The sequence below is a fragment of the Phaeobacter sp. SYSU ZJ3003 genome, assembly GCF_041300735.1.
Taxonomy (GTDB): Bacteria; Pseudomonadota; Alphaproteobacteria; order Rhodobacterales; family Rhodobacteraceae; genus Phycobacter; species Phycobacter gallaeciensis_A.
Genome location: NZ_PXNU01000040.1, coordinates 1 through 16,887 on the forward strand (window position 1 = coordinate 1; position 16,887 = coordinate 16,887).

The 16,887-nt window shown below is 56.6% G+C and carries 15 protein-coding genes and 4 pseudogenes; 9 read left to right on the forward strand and 10 right to left on the reverse strand.

Annotated features, from left to right (window positions below):
* A partial coding sequence (locus C6W91_RS14935) for an IS3 family transposase (RefSeq protein ID WP_370570987.1) occupies nucleotides 1-569 on the forward strand: 569 nt, incomplete at its 5' end.
* A gap of 224 nt (nucleotides 570-793) precedes the next feature.
* Here the strand turns inward: C6W91_RS14935 and C6W91_RS14940 are convergent.
* Together C6W91_RS14940 and C6W91_RS14945 are read right to left on the reverse strand one after the other, a co-directional pair.
* Entirely contained in the window at nucleotides 794-1,498 is a 705-nt protein-coding gene (locus C6W91_RS14940; RefSeq protein ID WP_274834323.1) for a copper resistance protein B, read from the reverse strand.
* Nucleotides 1,499-1,525: 27 nt separating this feature from the next.
* Nucleotides 1,526-3,301, reverse strand: coding sequence for a copper resistance system multicopper oxidase (locus C6W91_RS14945; RefSeq protein WP_274831107.1), 1,776 nt, complete (start codon nucleotides 3,299-3,301; stop codon nucleotides 1,526-1,528).
* 883 nt (nucleotides 3,302-4,184) lie between these two features.
* On the opposite strand from C6W91_RS14945, the gene C6W91_RS14950 reads away from it, so the two are divergent.
* Genes C6W91_RS14950 through C6W91_RS14960 form a run of 3 tightly spaced genes read left to right on the forward strand, consistent with a single transcriptional unit; the run spans nucleotide 4,185 to nucleotide 6,248 of the window.
* Nucleotides 4,185-4,472, forward strand: coding sequence for a copper-binding protein (locus C6W91_RS14950; protein ID WP_274831106.1), 288 nt, complete (start codon nucleotides 4,185-4,187; stop codon nucleotides 4,470-4,472).
* A gap of 55 nt (nucleotides 4,473-4,527) precedes the next feature.
* Complete coding sequence (locus tag C6W91_RS14955; RefSeq protein WP_274831105.1) at nucleotides 4,528-5,790, forward strand: ABC transporter ATP-binding protein; 1,263 nt, start codon at nucleotides 4,528-4,530, stop codon at nucleotides 5,788-5,790.
* Nucleotides 5,790-6,248 (forward strand): hypothetical protein, encoded by a 459-nt coding sequence (locus C6W91_RS14960; RefSeq protein WP_370570989.1) that lies wholly within the window; start codon nucleotides 5,790-5,792, stop codon nucleotides 6,246-6,248. Before C6W91_RS14955 ends, C6W91_RS14960 begins: the two co-directional genes overlap by 1 nt.
* Before the next feature lie 71 nt (nucleotides 6,249-6,319).
* Here C6W91_RS14960 and C6W91_RS14965 read toward each other — a convergent pair.
* Nucleotides 6,320-6,508: pseudogene (locus C6W91_RS14965) on the reverse strand (transposase); the annotation flags it as partial.
* A 66-nt stretch (nucleotides 6,509-6,574) separates the two neighbouring features.
* On the opposite strand from C6W91_RS14965, the pseudogene C6W91_RS14970 reads away from it, so the two are divergent.
* A pseudogene (locus C6W91_RS14970) lies at nucleotides 6,575-6,820 on the forward strand (transposase); the annotation flags it as partial.
* Between the two features lie 245 nt (nucleotides 6,821-7,065).
* A pseudogene (locus C6W91_RS14975) lies at nucleotides 7,066-7,871 on the forward strand (IS3 family transposase); the annotation flags it as partial.
* 236 nt (nucleotides 7,872-8,107) lie between these two features.
* Here the strand turns inward: C6W91_RS14975 and C6W91_RS14980 are convergent.
* Nucleotides 8,108-9,364 carry an IS110 family transposase gene (locus C6W91_RS14980; protein ID WP_368981699.1) on the reverse strand — a complete coding sequence of 419 codons (1,257 nt, stop codon included), beginning with the start codon at nucleotides 9,362-9,364 and terminating at the stop codon, nucleotides 8,108-8,110.
* 80 nt (nucleotides 9,365-9,444) lie between these two features.
* Here C6W91_RS14980 and C6W91_RS14985 point away from each other — a divergent pair.
* Both C6W91_RS14985 and C6W91_RS14990 read left to right on the forward strand, forming a co-directional pair.
* Nucleotides 9,445-9,852: pseudogene (locus tag C6W91_RS14985) on the forward strand (integrase core domain-containing protein); the annotation flags it as partial.
* A gap of 182 nt (nucleotides 9,853-10,034) precedes the next feature.
* Complete coding sequence (locus C6W91_RS14990; protein WP_370570991.1) at nucleotides 10,035-10,781, forward strand: hypothetical protein; 747 nt, start codon at nucleotides 10,035-10,037, stop codon at nucleotides 10,779-10,781.
* A 52-nt stretch (nucleotides 10,782-10,833) separates the two neighbouring features.
* Here the strand turns inward: C6W91_RS14990 and C6W91_RS14995 are convergent, their stop codons facing one another.
* From C6W91_RS14995 to C6W91_RS15020, 6 genes are all read right to left on the reverse strand, one after another.
* Nucleotides 10,834-11,136 (reverse strand): hypothetical protein, encoded by a 303-nt coding sequence (locus tag C6W91_RS14995; RefSeq protein WP_370570992.1) that lies wholly within the window; start codon nucleotides 11,134-11,136, stop codon nucleotides 10,834-10,836.
* Nucleotides 11,137-11,298: 162 nt separating this feature from the next.
* Nucleotides 11,299-12,192 (reverse strand): D-amino-acid transaminase, encoded by an 894-nt coding sequence (locus C6W91_RS15000; RefSeq protein ID WP_370570993.1) that lies wholly within the window; start codon nucleotides 12,190-12,192, stop codon nucleotides 11,299-11,301.
* The gene (locus C6W91_RS15005) at nucleotides 12,189-13,721 is read right to left on the reverse strand and encodes a tripartite tricarboxylate transporter permease (protein WP_370570994.1); all 1,533 of its coding nucleotides are present in this window, start codon (nucleotides 13,719-13,721) and stop codon (nucleotides 12,189-12,191) included. Before C6W91_RS15005 ends, C6W91_RS15000 begins: the two co-directional genes overlap by 4 nt.
* 21 nt (nucleotides 13,722-13,742) lie before the next feature.
* Complete coding sequence (locus C6W91_RS15010) at nucleotides 13,743-14,159, reverse strand: tripartite tricarboxylate transporter TctB family protein (RefSeq protein WP_370570995.1); 417 nt, start codon at nucleotides 14,157-14,159, stop codon at nucleotides 13,743-13,745.
* A gap of 62 nt (nucleotides 14,160-14,221) precedes the next feature.
* Complete coding sequence (locus tag C6W91_RS15015) at nucleotides 14,222-15,172, reverse strand: tripartite tricarboxylate transporter substrate binding protein (protein ID WP_370570996.1); 951 nt, start codon at nucleotides 15,170-15,172, stop codon at nucleotides 14,222-14,224.
* A 44-nt stretch (nucleotides 15,173-15,216) separates the two neighbouring features.
* Nucleotides 15,217-16,032 (reverse strand): universal stress protein, encoded by an 816-nt coding sequence (locus C6W91_RS15020; protein ID WP_370570997.1) that lies wholly within the window; start codon nucleotides 16,030-16,032, stop codon nucleotides 15,217-15,219.
* Nucleotides 16,033-16,171: 139 nt separating this feature from the next.
* On the opposite strand from C6W91_RS15020, the gene C6W91_RS15025 reads away from it, so the two are divergent.
* Nucleotides 16,172-16,822, forward strand: coding sequence for a helix-turn-helix domain-containing protein (locus C6W91_RS15025; RefSeq protein ID WP_370570998.1), 651 nt, complete (start codon nucleotides 16,172-16,174; stop codon nucleotides 16,820-16,822).
* Nucleotides 16,823-16,887: the final 65 nt, after the last annotated feature.

The following is a 16,887-nucleotide window of genomic DNA, read 5'->3' on the forward strand; positions in this document are numbered from 1 at the left end:
CAGCGAAGGGACACAAGACCTACCCCTATCTGCTGCGTGGTCTGCGGGTGGGGCGCCCGAACCAGGTCTGGGCGGCAGACATCACCTATCTGCCAATGCGCAAGGGGTTCCTGTATCTGGTGGCGATCATTGACTGGCACACCCGCAAGGTGCTGGCCTGGCGCATCTCGAACACGCTGGAAGCGGACTTCTGTGTCGAGGCGCTGAACGAGGCCATCCACAAGTTCGGCCCGCCCGAGATCATGAATACAGATCAGGGCAGCCAGTTCACGTCTTTCGCCTGGACGGACAGGCTGCGGCGATCCGATGTGCGCATCTCGATGGATGGCAAAGGCCGGTTCCTCGATAACATCTTCGTCGAGCGGCTCTGGCGGAGTCTGAAATACGAGTGCGTCTACCTGCACGCTTGGGAGACTGGATCAGAGGCGAAGGCAGGCGTCGGCAGATGGATCGAGTTCTATAATCGAAAACGCCCACATTCCGCCCTTGGCGGCAAGCCTCCTGCCATGGTCTATTGGCTGAGAAAAGACGAAACCCAACCTGGTCAGCAGCGGCAGAGAGTAGCTTAAACTACGCCAGATCCTGTCCAACGATCGGGGAGTAGCTCAGTTTCCTCAGTTCGAGAGCAGGCTCACCTGAAATCGAGGAGTTTGATAAGAGAAAGTCAATTCACGTACAATCTTAGTCTTCCGTTTCCAGCACAGATGCAGATTGTTTCATAGATCAACTTGCGACCAACTGTTGATACAGGCAGATTGAACCGCCCCTTCAGTTCAGAAGGGGCGGTTTAGCGTTAAAACATCAGGCGCGTCCCAAAAACAATAGAGGTAACGCCGTTTTCCTTTCCGCTTGCACGAATAAGATCAGCCGTCCCACCAAAGGATTTTTCGTAGTTTATCCCTATGTAAGGTGAGAAAGAACGATCAACCAGATCATAACTAAGCCTCAACCCGGCTTCCATTGTTGCACCACCTGACGCTTGATCATAAGCAAGATCATCCTCAAGAGGGACCGTCAATTCGATGCTGGGCGTCAAGATGAGCCGATTTGTAATTAGACCCTCATACTCCCCTTCAAAGCGAAAGAACGAGTGATCGGATAAATAGAAGTCAGCATCAATCTCTAGGAAACCAGGAGCAAGACCTTTAAAGCCTAACACCGCATTATACCGATCCGGTAAACCATCGGGTGTACTTGCCTGGACACCGACAACACCGTCAAAGAAGGTCGAAATCGGGAACTGCAGCCGCAACTGGTTTTCCAAGCCTTCGAAGTCGCCAGATCCTTCCGCGATTTCGGCTTCGCTCCGCCAAACGAGCTTCAAATCGTCTGTTCCAACGACGAAATCGAAATCCCATACAAAGACGTTTTCGCCGTTGTCACCGTCTCGATATTCCAACCGCTCTGCCTGAAACCCGTAGATGAGCGGTTCGGCTTGAGCCGCCGAAGCGGCTGCAAGTATCATGCCTGCAGCGCTAGCTATCTTTATGTTTTGCATTGATCTTTCCCTTCGTATTCGAGGCACTTATGCCGGCCTGCCGCGCACTACGACTTTGCGGAACATGCCAGCATCAGCGTGGTATGAGAGGTGACAGTGGAACGCCCATTGACCAGGCTCATCGACCTCTACATCTATGTCCACCGTCATGGCGGGGTTCACATTGACGGTATGTTTGATTGGGTTGCGAGACCCTTTGCCCATATCCACGAGCGACCAAAGACCGTGCAGGTGCATCGGGTGCGCCATCATCGTTTCGTTGATGAAGCGAATGCGCACGCGTTCTCCGTACTTCAGGACGATCGGCTCCGCATCATTGAATTTAACATCGTTGATCGACCAGATGTAACGCTCCATGTTCCCCGTAAGACGCAATTCGATGGTGCGCGACGGCTTCCTGTACTTGTATTTGGGCCGCGCAGCCGTGAGATCGGCATAGGACAGGAATTTCCCACCATTGTAGGCCCTCGGTATCAAACCACTGCCATTGGCATAGGAGGGGTCGACACTGCTGGGTTCCGACCTGCCGCCCATGTTGGAGTGGTCCATGCCAGCCATGTTGGAGTGATCCATGCCAGCCATGTTGGAGTGGTCCATGCCAGCCATGTTGGAGTGATCCATGCCAGCCATGTTGGAGTGATCCATACCACCCATCATACCGCCCATGTCGGCCATGGTGAGAAGCGGTTTCGACCGCATCGCCGGCACAGCGCCCGCCATACCTTCCCTTGGTGCAAGAGTGCCCCGCACCATACCGGTACGTCCCACCGATTCCGCGATAATGCTGTAAGCCTTGTTCTCACGCGGCTGAACGATGACATCGTATGTTTCGGCGACAGCAATACGGAGTTCGTCTACCGTGACCGGCTTAACATCATTCCCGTCCGCTTGGACCACAGTCATTTTGAGCCCCGGAATCCGCATATCGAAATAGGTCATCGCGGACGCGTTGATGAAACGCAGTCGAACTTTCTCACCCGCACGGAACAAGCCGGTCCAGTTCTGCGAGGTGCTCCAGCCGTTGATTGACGCCGTGAACCCCTGAACGTCCTCGATGTCGGTCGGCATCATGCGCATTCTGCCCCACATCCCGCGTTCCTGCAGGGCTGCTTGCAGACTGTCAGCGCGCGAGTCTTTTACGAGTGTTTGGAGCGTGCGCTGCGACCGATTGTAGTAGTCAGGCATTCGCTTGAGGTTGCGCATGATTTTCCTGCCGGAGTGCGGGTGATTGTCTGCCAACTGAACGACATAATCACGATCTGCCCGCACCCGTTCACCTCCGCGAGGCTCGATCACAATGGCCCCGTAAGCACCGTCGGGTTCTTGGAACCCGGAATGGCTGTGGAACCAATAGGTGCCAGCCTGGGTGATCGGAAACCGATAGGTGAAGGTCTCCCCGGGGGGGATTCCGTTGAAGCTAATCCCAGGTACGCCGTCTTGAGTAAACGGTAGGATCAACCCATGCCAGTGAATGGAGGTGGTTTCGTTTAGATTGTTTTTGACGTTGATCGTGACTTCTTCACCCTCCTTAAAACGGAGGACGGTTGGGAACTGGCTATTGTTGTAACCGACACCCGTCTTACGGAAGTCGCCCGTATCGATCCGCACCCGATCGACTGTAATGTCATACGTTCCTTTGGATGTAATCGTCGGGTTTTGATGAGCCTGCAAAGCAGATGGCATTGCAAGAGCCGCCGCGGCAGCCAAACCGAATTGTCGCCGAGAAAGGCTACCCGACAAATGCTCCGATGTACTTAGCGCAGTGTCTGAGCGTGCAAGAAAACTGGCGTTAAAGAGACGCATTTTCTTCTCCTTAGTGGTCAAATTATTGGAGTTTGCCAAACTGAAGGTCGTCAGAATGGCCGAGTTGATTCATCAAGATGTTGAAATTTTCTACCGGTAACCGGCAGCAAATTATGCAAATGCACTGTCAAAGCGCTAATGCTGATACCTATACGCGCGGCAACATCTGAGAGAGGTAAAGGTACTCAGAAACGCGGAGGAGGGGATTTAACCTCCAGAACACGACTCTCGTTCAATTGTAATTCCGCGACCCTTGGGGTCCCCGAGGTTGGCTCCGGCCTTGGCGCACAAAGCGTCGATGTCGTTGTGGCCGCAATCAAACAATGTGCCATCGATCCAAAGCAACTGGTGTGGTGGTGCTCATTCGGATCATTGACCACCGAAGTGTGCGCTGAACTCGCTTCTGCACAAACCTTGGTGTATGTCAGAGGCTTGGCCTCAACGGCAACAGACGCGGTTGGAAAGCCGGTCAGTACAAAAAGAGCGAGCGACAAAACGCCAAGTATCTTGGTTATCATTCCGGACTGCATCGATCTCTTTCTGCGGGGCTTCAAGCTACGGTTATAGATGGTACTCGTCCGTGTAAACCTTACAAATTGATACATTTCTAACTGACCTAGTAGTATTGATTTGTTTGGGATTATTAGCTCTACTATCATTAGGTGATCACGGCTAAAAGCCAAGCAAGGCACTGGGTATTAAAGGTAGAAATGCCAGGACCGTTCACACTGCCAACTTAAACAGAGCCGTCGGGCTCAGCCCGGTAGTCAGAGTGAAATTCTTCGGTGATTTTCAGCCAAAACTCAGAGCTTGCCTGTTTTGAAATCAAGAAAGCCTCGACTCTAGAAACCGATTTTTTGCCTCACAAAGGAGCAAACAAAACATGAAGATTCTCTCACTCGCAGCCGCATTGGCAATTGCTGCAACAGCGTCATTGGCCGGCGGTAACCACGACATGTCGATGGGCACCGTTACGAATCTGGATCGCAAATCAAATGTGGTGACAATCAACCATGGCCCACTCGAAAACATCAACATGCCAGCGATGGAAATGGGTTATGCAGTTGCAAAGCCTGCGATGATGAAAGGTCTTCGTAAAGGTACTCAAATTCATTTTGTCGTTGAGAAAATCAACGGAAAATACATCGTAACAGAGCTTATGAAGCAATAGACGCGATGTTTAGGTTCCAGGGCCGCTCCTCTGCCGGCCGATTTAAGGACACCCAATGAGTACGGCTCTGGAAATCGACGCGTTTACAATTTCCGGTCTTTTGGGCTGGACACATCATATTGCGGACTTGATAGGATTTCGCATCATTGAAAACCCTCCCCAATGGCTGCATGTGGTGCTGCAACTTGTTTTGGTGGTTGCGCCTCTCGCTACGCTACTATGTTTCCTAATATTCCTGGTCCAGATTACCAGAAGTGTAGTTCAAAACAGGCTGTTTTCCGTTGAAGATCGTATGGAGTTTGCTCTTGTTCGCCGCTTGATAGGGCTGCGCTGGCATGAACAGGTTACCGTTATTTTCCTTGGTTTGTTAGCACAACCAGTTCTGTATGCGACACTTGAACTACCAAAACGTATTGTCAACGGAGCCATCGAATCAAACCATTTCCCCGTTGATGTTTTTCACTTTCAATACACACAGCTAGAGTTTCTTGGCCTCTTGTCTATCTTGTATCTTATTGCCCTGATCGTGAGCGGCGCGATCAAGTATTGTATTAACATCAAGAAGGGGGAGATCGGAGAACGAACGCTTTTGAGGCTGCGCCTGGTGCTTTACCGGGCATGGCGCCGCGCACCGGAAGGCCAGCGTAGAACCGAAGTCATCCCACTATCGACAAGTGAAATTGAACCTATCGGCGGGTTTGCAGGAGATGTTCTGGCGACGCCTGTATTTCAAGGCGGCACCTTAGTCACTGTCCTGCTGTTCATGTTCATCCAAGACCCGATATTGGGAGCCGCAGCGATGACATTAGTACCTGTTCAACTGTTTATCATACCCATTTTGCAAAGATGGGTAAACAAACGGATGAGAGCCCGCATTCGTGCTGTTCGCGCATTCGGAGACGTTCTCGGGGAGCAAACCGGTGATGTATCTGGCCGATACATCACTCGCAAAACACTCTCAGCGGCCCATAAGCTTAGAAACACGAGACTTGAATTGCAGCGCGCGAAGTATTTGCAAAAGGCAATCAGTAATTTTCTGATGTCATTGACGCCTTTTCTGCTTTACTCGATTGGCGGCTGGCTTGTTATTGAAGGCCGATTGTCACTTGGCGCCTTGGTGGCAGTCATTGCGGCCTTCAAAGATTTTTCCAGTCCTTTCCGAGAACTCATTCTCTATTACCAAAATTCTTCCGATGTCAGACTGCGATCAAGAGAGTACGAAAATTTCTTGATGAAATGTGGAAGAGCAATCCATGGCTTGAGCGTGAAGCAGTGGAGTAGTCGCCCACAATTCTCTGAAATCGAAGGAACTTCATGATGCGCTTTGCCCGGCAAGCTTTGGTGATGGGACTAATTTGGTCGACAGTAACTGTTCTGCCTGCACACGCGGATGGCGTCGAGCAGTCCTTGGAAGGTCTTCACGGCGTCTACGTAAGCAAACTGTGCGTTACCAGCGGTCCTCAAGGTAGCGATGCTGATATTGAGATGGTGTTCGAGAACAATTCGGCCGAGATGGTGTTCCTAGATGGGGTCGCATCCGATGTGTCTTCGGGTGGTGAGTTATACTTCAAAGATCTCGAGGGTTCGACGATCACGCAGAATGGATTTGGCGTGGATGAAGGGGAAGTACTTGACCTCTCAAGTTCCCACATCGGCGCGCGGTTGACTGATCTCAAACAAGACCTCGACGCAGGCGACCATCCAACTGTATTCTTGAACTTCAGGCACGGAACGCTGGAGATCTCGGCACATGTATTGCCGAGAGGTCAATGCTGACCATCGCTGGGGCATACAAACTTCCAAATGGCGCAAACCGGATGACCTGCTCCCCTTTGAGTCCCCGGTTGTTAGTTCGCTCTGTTCAGTGTTTGGTCCTCTGTTGACCGTTGGCGATACTCCCACGGAGTGAGCCCGTCGAGGCTCGTTTGGGGGCGATGGTGATTGTAATCGTCACGCCAAGACGCGATCAGCTCCCGGGCGTGGCGCAGGTTTGCGAACAGGTGCTCGTTGAGGCACTCATCTCGCAGGCGGCCGTTGATGGGGAAGACTGGACTTGCCCTGAAAAAGTGGAGAGCACCAACTGAGGAACCAGGAGGTGTTCTATGGGAAATGGCAACAGACCGACGCCGGAGTTTCGGCGGGAAGCAGTCAGACTGGCACTGACCAGCGGTCGGACGCGGCGGGAGATCGCGGAAGATCTGGGGATTGGACTTTCGACATTGACGCGATGGCTCAGTCGCGAGCGGGATGCCAGTGATCCGGTCGAGGCTTCGGTCGACGTGCATGCTGAGTTGAAGCGGTTGCGACGCGAGAACGCAGTGCTGAAACAGGAGCGCGACATCCTAAAAAACCGTTCCGGGCCGCAGGCCGCCTGTGCGCGGTAGTAACAGCCTGTGCTATGTTGCGCCCGAAGGGCAGTTGCCGATGGCTTTTTGGAGGGTCAGACCCCGTTAAAATACGTGGCACATGGGCTGATGCGAACTTGAGAGTGGTGACGCTGCAATCGCGGCGATCCCGGTTAGGAAGTGACCTGCCCCCCGCAAAATCCCTCACCATGAAGTAGAGTCTGCCCAACCTATGTAGGAGCAGACGAATGCGTAAGAGCCGTTTCACCGAGGCGCAAATCATCGGGATGATCAAAGAGCAGGATGCCGGGATGCCGTCGGCGGAGGTGTGCCGTCGGCACGGCCTGAGCCCGGCGACCTTTTACAAGCTGAAGTCCAAGTTTGGCGGCATGGAGGTGTCGGAGGCCGCACGGCTGAAGGCGCTGGAGGATGAGAACGCCAAGCTGAGGCGGCTGCTGGCAGATACGATGCTCGACAATGTGGTTCTGAAAGACCTGCTGGGAAAAAGCTAACGACACCGAAAGAGCGGCGAGAGGCAGCGCTCAATGCAATGCGGGATCATGATATCTCGCAGCGCAGGGCCTGTCGGCTTGTCGGTGTCGACCCCAAGACGGTCCGGCGCGAACGCCCGCCTGACCATCCCGAGATCCGCCAGGAAATGAAGGAGATTGCTGGCAAACGCCGCCGGTTCGGCTACCGGAGGATCGGCGTGCTGCTCGAGCGCAAAGGCATGATCATGAACCACAAGAAACTCTACCGTCTCTACCGGGAAGAAGGCCTTGCGGTGAAGCGGCGGCGGGGCCGCAAACGCGCCCGGGGCTCACGCACGCCGACGCCCGAAGCCACACGGCCGAACCAGCGCTGGTCCCTGGACTTCCTGGCGGACAGCTTCGGCGCCTCGCGGAAGTTCCGTATCCTGGCCGTGAACGATGACTGCTGCCGGGAAAACCTGTGCCTGGCCGCGGACACCAGCATTTCAGGTGAGCGCGTTGCCCGGGAGCTGGACGCGCTGGTCCGGATCTACGGAAAACCCGCTTGCATTGTCAGCGATAACGTCCTATGTCGGGAAATTCTGGCTGCTTAGGTCAGCAGGTCATGGGGCATCCGGCGAACCGGATACCCTGTTAGATTTGCCCAGACGGGCTCTGCCGTCAAGAAGTGGTCTCTCCCATAGCAAACACAACGTACGCGCGCTGGCGGCCTTCACCGTCCTTAAGACGAGATCCGAAATCCCAAGCAGAAAGCCCGAACATTATCTACGAGGTCAGCGAACTGCCTCCACGGCTCTTGTCAGAGAGAGGTCCTTCCGCCTGGGCTCACCCCCTCAAAGAAGGGGCGATAGGGTTCGCCATGTTTGACTACGGCGTGTACGGTGCGCGCCATCTTGGCCGCGATCGCGGTGTAGGCCTTGCGACGCAGATGGGCATTGTGTCGATCCTTCGAGATGTATCGCTCGAACTTGTCGCGGAAACTGTTGGTCCGCTTCAGCACGGCCGTCTGTCCTGCCATCCAGAGCGTGCGTCGCAGCCGGGCATTACCGTACTTCGAGATTTTACTCTGACCGCGGAACATGCCGGACTGCACGGTGGCGAGGTCCATCCCGCAGAACTTCAGAAACTGGCGGTGGTGCCGGAACCGACGCAAGTCGCCTGCCTCGGCCAGGATCGTCATCGCGTTGATCGGACCGATGCCTGGGATGGTCGTCAGAAGCTGGTAGTCGGGGTGATCAGATAACAATTCGACAGCCCGAGCCTCGATCTCATTGCGTTGGCGGACGAGGCTGCGCCCTTCGGCCAGTACAAGACGAAACATACGAACGGCATCGGAATCTGGATGAACCGGCAGGCCGACCGAGCTAACGGCCGTGGCGTAAATATCTGAAAGCAGGCGTTCTTTGGAGACCTTCCGACCGACTACCTGCCACGCATCGGCGATGAAAGCATCCCTGCTCATGGTCGAGATCATGTGCGGCGTCGGGTACTTCTCCAGAAACGCCAGGAACCAATCGGTCCGCGAACTGCGATGGAAACGCTCCGCCTCGGGAAAGTATAGCGGTAGGTAATGTGTCAGGATCCGGTGCCACAGCTCGGTCTTCGAACGCGAGACGATCTCGTGGGTCTTGGAGAGCTCCTGAATGTCGGCGGTGCCGGTGACCAGTGGGTCGTGGAAGAATTGCACCGCTCCGATCTCCAGCATGTGCAGGATGACCTGGGCGTCCTTTGGATCGTTCTTGTCCCAGCTGTTATGTAAGGCCTCGCGCGTCCGAGCCAATCCGACAGAAGAGATGAGCTTCAGGTCGAACCCGGCTTGGCCAAGATGGTGTGCCAGAGGGCGGTGATAATTACCGGTCGCCTCGAACCCGATCCGTACCGGCAGTTCGTAGCTGGCAAGAGAAGTGGCCAGGCGCTGAAAGTCCTCCAGCGTGTTTGTGATCGTCAATCGGCGACGGCGCTTCTTGCCGGGAATGCTAATCAGCACCTCGTGCCGGTGCTTGGAAATGTCGATGGCGACCAGCACGGTCGAAGCAATAGAATGGGTAGCGGTCATAGCCGGTCTCCTCAGCGGTGTGGTTTACGCAAAACCACTGTTGAGACCTGAGACCCGGTTATGGCCACCCGCTACGCTATTTGGGGGCTGCGCGCGTGGCCATAACCTCTCTGCGGCGCTTCTTCCCGACGTGCTACGGCACGGAATTCACCAGCCAGGCAATCCTGAAGTGGGCCGACAGGAACGGCGTGGATTGGCATTACATCGACCCAGGAAAACCGCAGCAGAATGCCTTCATCGAGTCATTCAACGGCAGTCTGCGGGACGAACTCCTCAATGAAGAGCTGTTCGATACCCTGGACGATGCCCGCCGCAAACTGGCGCTGTGGCGTTACGATAATAACAACGTCAGGCCGCACTCTTCGCTGGGGAACAGAACGCCAAAGCAAGCGCGGCAGGCGCTTGAGCTATTTGAGGGCTCCGCGCCCGCCGCGCTTGCCAAGCCCGAAACCGACGACTACCAAAATCAAACCCGCAGACTCTCGTAATGAGCGAGGGACCAGCGGGGGGCAGGTCAACCACGTTAGCCTAAAGTTGCACCTACCATGTGGTGTAAATTTGAGGTAGAGGATGTTTATTTTACATAAACTTCATTATGCGTCATTATACTTAGTGTTGCAATAGTATATTATCGTATGTATGCTGAGCCTTGTCACAGAGGGTCCTCAGCATGCGTCATCCTTTCAAAAAGTTCCTCCCCTCGGTCGCAGTCGCTTTAACTGTGACAGGTCTTTCGTTGCCGATGTCCGCCCGAGCTCAGACTTACCCGATCGATTGCGCGATCCTCTTGTGTCTTTCGGGCGGTTGGCCTGCTTCAGTCCCTTGCGCTCGAGCCCGTGCCGAATTCATCCGACGTATTACGCCTTGGCCGGTCGAACCGCCGCTCCAAATCTGGCGCTGTCCCATGGGCGCGTCCTTTGAAACCGCTCCGGCACCAAATAGTGCAGACCGCATCTTTGAAGCGTTCTTCCAGAACAACAGCACTGGACCGCGTCAATCCTTTCCAGCGCGCGATACCGCTGGACCAATTACGCCCGCTTGGCACACCCCAGAAGCCCCTGATGACCTTGTTCCCGCCGACCGGGTCCTCCGGCTCATTCAAGATCGCGCGGACATCGATATCAGCGGACCTGAGTTCAATTTCGTGCGGTCCATCCGCGTCTTTGATGTCCGGTATGCGCGACAGCACGAATCCGGACGTGACGGCGACTGCAACAGGAGTGCTACCGTGGTAATCGGCACATACGGAACCCAAGGCGACTTCGCCTGGCAGAGGTCTTCCATCACCGCCCTACCTTCCGCCCATATCGGCCTCGAACGCTGGGGCCAAAATTGCCCCAGCATCTATCACCGTTCCGTCTTCGTCGACTGGAGTGACTATGAGGGGAACTACGGCTTTGAGCAGGTGAACTACTAGTGCCGACAAAGACAGCGTTGGCATTCATCCGTGTCGACCTAAATGCTCGGAGTTACTCAATCACCGGTCGTTCGCTGCTGTCGATGCAAAGGACCGCTGTGCGGACAGAGCCGCCGTTGCCCTTCCGGGTGTTTGCTGACGCAGCATCCGCTTGCAGGTGCGGCACGCTCATCGCTGCCTTGCAGCGGACGTCGCCAGGCCGGTCATTCAAAGCCACAGCGATGCTCAAATCTCGAACCGTTTTTTTCGTGCAACCAGGATCGATCATCAAAGAGGCTGATAAAGCGTGTATTCGTGCGATTGCTTGTAATAGCGCACTCCAGCCCGAGCCGGTCGTCAGCTCTTGAGCAAGCATATCTTCAGGTATATCTCCACCAAGCTTTGGCTGGCAGCGAACGCCATATCCGCTACTAGCGGCTCAATGAGCATGTGTGCCTACAATTTGGCGTCAATTTGATTGCTCACTAAAGGCTTGGTCTGGAGATTCAGCGCAAATTTATTTCCGCGAGGTAATTCTTCAGCCAGCCTCTGCTGAGGCGGGATAGCCTGGGACCGCCCGTGCAACAGCCTCGTCTATGAAGAGCTGCCGCAGTTCCTGGGTAAGCCTGCCCGGCTTGCCGCTCGCGACCTGCTTCCCGTCGACCTCGACAACCGGCAGGGCATAGACCGGGGAGGCGGTGATGAAAACCTCATCCGCTTCCTGCGCTTCGGCGATCGTGAAGGCACGCTCCTCAATGGCAAGGTTCCGGCGCCTTGCCAGTTCCAGAACGGCCTTGCGTGTCACTCCGTGGAGAATGTCCTGCGAAAGCGCTCGGGTGACAATGCAGCCGTTCCGGATAATGAAGGCATTGGCGGATGTGGCCTCGGTCACGAAACCGTCTTTGACGAAGAAGGCGTCATGCGCCCCGGCCTCGTTTGCCTGTGTTTTGGCCATCGCGGTATACAGCAGCTGGACCGACTTGATGTCCCGGCGCATCCACCGGCCGTCCTCCACTGAAACAACCTTGAGGCCCGTGTCATTAATCGGATTGTCAAGAAAGTTCATCTCCTGGGTAAACGCCATGATCGTGGGTTTGAGCCCCTTGGGGAAGGCAAAGTCACGGTCTGCAACCCCGCGCGAGATCTGCAGGTAGACCCCGCCGGTATCCAGCGCATTGCGCTGCACCAGCTCCCGGTGCATCGCCAGCATCGCTTCGCGGTCCAGGGAATAGTCCATGCCCAGTTCATCCACAGACCGCTGCAAGCGGGCCATGTGGGCGTCGAACTCGATCAGCGCGCCGCCTATGGTGGCGGTGTATTCATAAACCGCATCGGCCAGCAGATAGCCGCGGTCAAAAATTGAAACTTTCGCTTCGGTTTCAGGAAGGTAGTCACCGTTCAGGTAAACGATCCGGTTGCCGGAATTGCTCATTTCGAAGCCTCTTTCAGGGATTTGACGACGGATGGGTTCGTTTGTTTCCGGCCCCGGACGCCCAGCCAGTAGACGACGAACAGGGACAGAGCCAGAAACGCCAGTGCGACGGGGTGATTGGTCAGGCGGGTCACATCGCCGCGCAAAATGGTGGCGGTCTGGCCCAGCGACAGTTCAAAGCGGGGGCCCAGGAAGAAGGCGATGATGAACACAACCACCGGATAGCCCAGGGCGGTCATGACCAGCCCCAGCACGGCAAACATCAGCATCACCACCACCGCGAAATAGCCGCCGGAGGAAAGGTAGACACCGGTGAAGCATAGGACCAGCGCGGTGGCGAAGACGATGGAACTGGGCGCGGCGGCGATCCTAGCCCACATGCGCAGCCCGAACAGGCCGGCAAACAGGTTCATGGCATTGGCCATCACCATGGCGCCGAACAGCCCGTAGATCAGCTGCCCTTGCTCTTCAAACAGCAGTGGGCCGGGCTGGATGCCCTGGATCAGGAAGGCGCTGATCAGCAATGCGGCGGAGGCGCTGCCTGGCAGGCCAAGGGTCAGCAGCGGAATGAAATCCGCCCCTGCAACAGAGCTGTTGGCAGACTCCGTGGCGGCGATGCCCTTGATATTGCCCTTACCGAAGGTCTCCGGCTGGTCAGAGGATTGTTTGGCCGACGCATAGCTCATGAAGGCCGCCGCGGTAGAGCCCATGCCGGGGATGGCGCCGATGGTAGTGCCGATCAGGGCGCCGCGCAGCAGGATCATCTTGCACGACAGGAACTCTTTCAATGAGACACCCCGGTCGCTGGCGGGCTGGTTCTTGGGAATGAACACTGCAGGCCGTCCCGCAATTCCCGGAGTGCCGGTCCGGGTGAAAATTTCTGAAACCGCGAGCGATCCGATGGCGACAGCTGCAATCGGGAAACCGTTATAGAGGTCGATATGGCCAAAGATCAGGCGCGGGGTTGAAAACTGCGGATCCAGTCCGACGGTGGCGCAGAACAGACCCAATGCGGTGGCAAAGATGCCCTTTGCCACAGATCTGCCGATCATGCCGGAGATCACGGCAAAGGCGAAAACCATTACCGAAAAGATCTCAACCGGCCCCATCTGCAAGGCGATAACAGCCAGCGGGGCAGAGATTGTGATCAGGACCAGGTCGCTGAACGTGTCGCCGGAGACCGACGAAAACAGCGCCATCTTGAGCGCCTTGAGCGGCTTGCCCTTTTGCGCCATCGGATGCCCGTCCAGCGCCGTCGCCGCGGCATCGGGGGTTCCGGGCGTGTTGATCAGGATGGCCGGGATGGCCCCGCCGACCAGCCCGCCCTTGTTGACGCCGACAAGAAAGCCGATCGCCGGGAGCGGATCCAGCACGAAGGTGAAGGGGATGGCAATGGCCATGGTCATGATCGGACCGATGCCCGGCATGGCACCGACAACCTGTCCCAGCACAACGCCGGCAAGCACGAACAGCAGGTTGTAGAACGTCAAGGCATCCTGAAAACCGGCCAGAGCAGTGGCTAAGTCCATCGCTGAAATTCCTTCATCGGGTTAGGGCAGAGGACGGCCAAGAACGGTTTCGGACAGAAACCAGAGCGCCAGCGGGATCGCCGTCCCGGCTATCAGCCAGCCCCATTGCCGTTCGCCCGTCAGCAGCATGATCAGCAGCGCAAAGACCGGCATCGTATATTCAAAGCCAACGTGTTTCAGACCGATCAGGGCCAGGACGGACAAAACAATTGTAAGACCGGTCTTGACCAGGAACTCGGCATCGGCCCGCAGACCGCTGCCGCTCTCAAAGGCTGCGGCCAGGGCGGAAACTGTCATGACGGCCAGGGCCGCAAACGGCAGGCTGACAGGCTTGATCAGCCCGTAATTGTAGGGCTCCACCTGGTTTGGCAGGACAAAGGCCAGGGTCATGCCGCAGATCAGCGCGATGGCAATTGCAGAGGCTCTGGAAAGGCTCACAGCTCGCATCCTTATCGGGATTCTGCCCCGCCCGCCGGGGCGGACGGGACAAGGGGGAGGGCTTAGCGGGTCAGCTCAAAGAGCTTCTGCATGGAGGCCAGGCCATCGGTCATCATCTGCGCGGTTCCATCCGGGCCGATGTTGCTGGGCGGCACCTGCATCATGTTGGTCACCAGCTCGGTCACAGCTTCGGAGTTGATGGCGGCATCAATTGCCTTTGCCAGTGACGCGCGGGTGTCCTCCGGCAGGCCGGCCGGGGCGGCGATGTAGAAATACGGCTCCACCGCGAAAGGGTAGCCTTGCTCGGACAGGCTGGTTGTATCCGGGGAATAGCCGTGGCGCCCTGAGGTCCCAACCGCCAGCATCTTCAGGTCACCGGAATTGACATATTGGATGTGGGCGCCGCCTAGGAAGGCCGCCTGCAGGTTGCCGCCCAGCAGCCCCTGGATCATTTCGGCACCGCTGTTGTGCGGCACCGGCACCAGGCCTGCGCCCTTATCGCCTTCAATCGCCCGGATGATCAGCGACTGGGGTGTCGTGTCATGGCCAAGCAGGGCTCCATCGTTGCCGGCTGCGTAGGTAACCAGTTCGTCGAAAGTGTTGTAGGGGGCGTCTGCCGGCGCTACGACAGCCAGAGGGCCAAGTACCACTGTTGCCAGATAATCAAAGCTTTCGATATTGAACGGCAGGGAGTCTCCGCGCTCCGTGATCCCCATCAGGGTTGGCGTCGTCACCCCCATGCCCAGTGTCAGCCCGTCCGGGCTGGCCGTTGCCACGCCGGAGAACATGGCAACCCCGCCGCCGCCGGGCTTGTTCTCGACCACGATGTCCCATCCGGTCTGCTCCTCCATCGCCGCGGCAATGGCCCGGCCCAGGGTATCGGTGCCGCCGCCGGCGCCGAACCCGATCTGCAGGTTGATGGGTTCCTCCGGTGCCCATTCGCCGGCGGATGCCGGCGCCGCACAGACGGATGCGGCGGCAATACCTGCGGCGGCTATCAGTGATTTAAACATTCGAGTTCCTCCTGACTCTTTGGTGATTTGTTTTTCTTGCGGCTTCAGTGCGCCATCAGAACCGGGACGTCCGCATGGCTGATGAGGTCGCGGGTGACCCCTCCGACGAAGTTTTCGGTGACACGCCAGTGGCCGTAGGCGCCGCTGACCAGCAACCCGGCGTCCACGGTTTGGCAAAAGTTCAGGATCGTCCGGGAAACAGACCGCTCTGCCATGCCGGTCTCAACAAACCGGAACCTGATGCCGTGCCGCTGCAACTGGTTGTGAAGCGCGGCATTGTCGGCGTCCCGGACCGGGCGGCCGTCCCGGACATTGACGACATACACCTCCGTCTTGGTCCGCAGGATCTCCAGCGCGCTCATGATGGCCTTGGACGCTGCCTGCCCGCCGTCCCAGGCGGCTACCGCACAGCCGTTAATCGTGTCCTTGCTGTATCCGTTCGGAGTTAGCAGCAGCGGGCGGCCGCTCAGCTCTGCGATCTTGTCCGGATGCAGCCGGAATTCATTGACTTCCGGCAGGGTTTCGTACTGGCCGAGAACCAGAACATCAAACAGCCGGGAATAGTGGATGACCAGCTGGTCAGGGTCGCCTTGGGTGCCGATCCAATGAAGCCGGGAGGCCTCGACCGAAGACCCCACGGCCTCCAGAAACCCTTGCTTCACGGCGTCGGCCCGGCCGTCGGTCAGCTCCAGAATTGATTGCGTCATCGCATCGGACAGCCAGCCGGGCAGGCCTTTGGCTATGGATGACCGCGAATAGGCAAGCAGGCCGGTCAGGTGGGCATCGTATTTCCTGGCCATGTTGGCCCCGGCCCGTGCGGCGGCTTCCGAAGCTCTCCCGCCATTGTAGGCAACCAGCACATTCCTGATCATGATTCTCGCACCCATCTTTTCCTTTACGATGCAAGATGGGAAATTTTTGTCAAACAAATTTTCCTATACGAAAATAGACAGCGCAAAATATTCACTATAAGCTACTGAAAGTGTTGGAGTAGAAAGCATGAAAGATTCTGCGCAGAGCCATTCGGATATGGGCCAGCGGGTCCGGAAACTGCGAAAACAGAAGGCGATGACCCTGAAGGATGTTTCGGACAGGGCCGGCATCGCCGTGTCGACGATTTCCAAGATCGAACGGGGCATGCTGGCACCCTCTTACGACAAGTTTTCCAAGATCGCGGAAGCACTGGGCGTAGAGCTGTCAGCCCTGCACACAGATGCCGGCACCAGTTTCGAAGAAGGGGCTTTCCTGGTGGCCCGGGCCGGCGACAGCGTGGCCCAGACAAACGAAACCTATACCTATGAGCATCTGTTCACGCAGGTTCTGGGCAAGACCATGCTGCCGGCCTTCTGCGATCTGAAGCCATTGGAGGAAATGACTTTTGACGACCATGTCCGCCACGGCGGGCAGGAGTTCATGTATGTGATTTCCGGCAAGGTCACGATGCATCTGGAAGGCAAGCCGCCGGTGCTGCTGACTGCCGGCGAATGCGTGTATTTCGACAGCAACCGCGGCCATATCTATTCCTCCACCGATGCCAGTGGCGCCCGGGTGCTGTTCCTGCACGCGCCGGATCCGGCATCCTCTATTGAAACCGACTTGAAATCCATGGTCTCCGAAGGGGCGCAGGAAAGCAGTCCCAAGCCCCGCTGAACTAGGGCTTGTTGACGTTCATCTCAATTGAATGAGGGTTGCTGCGAGCGGGATGAAGGCGGCAA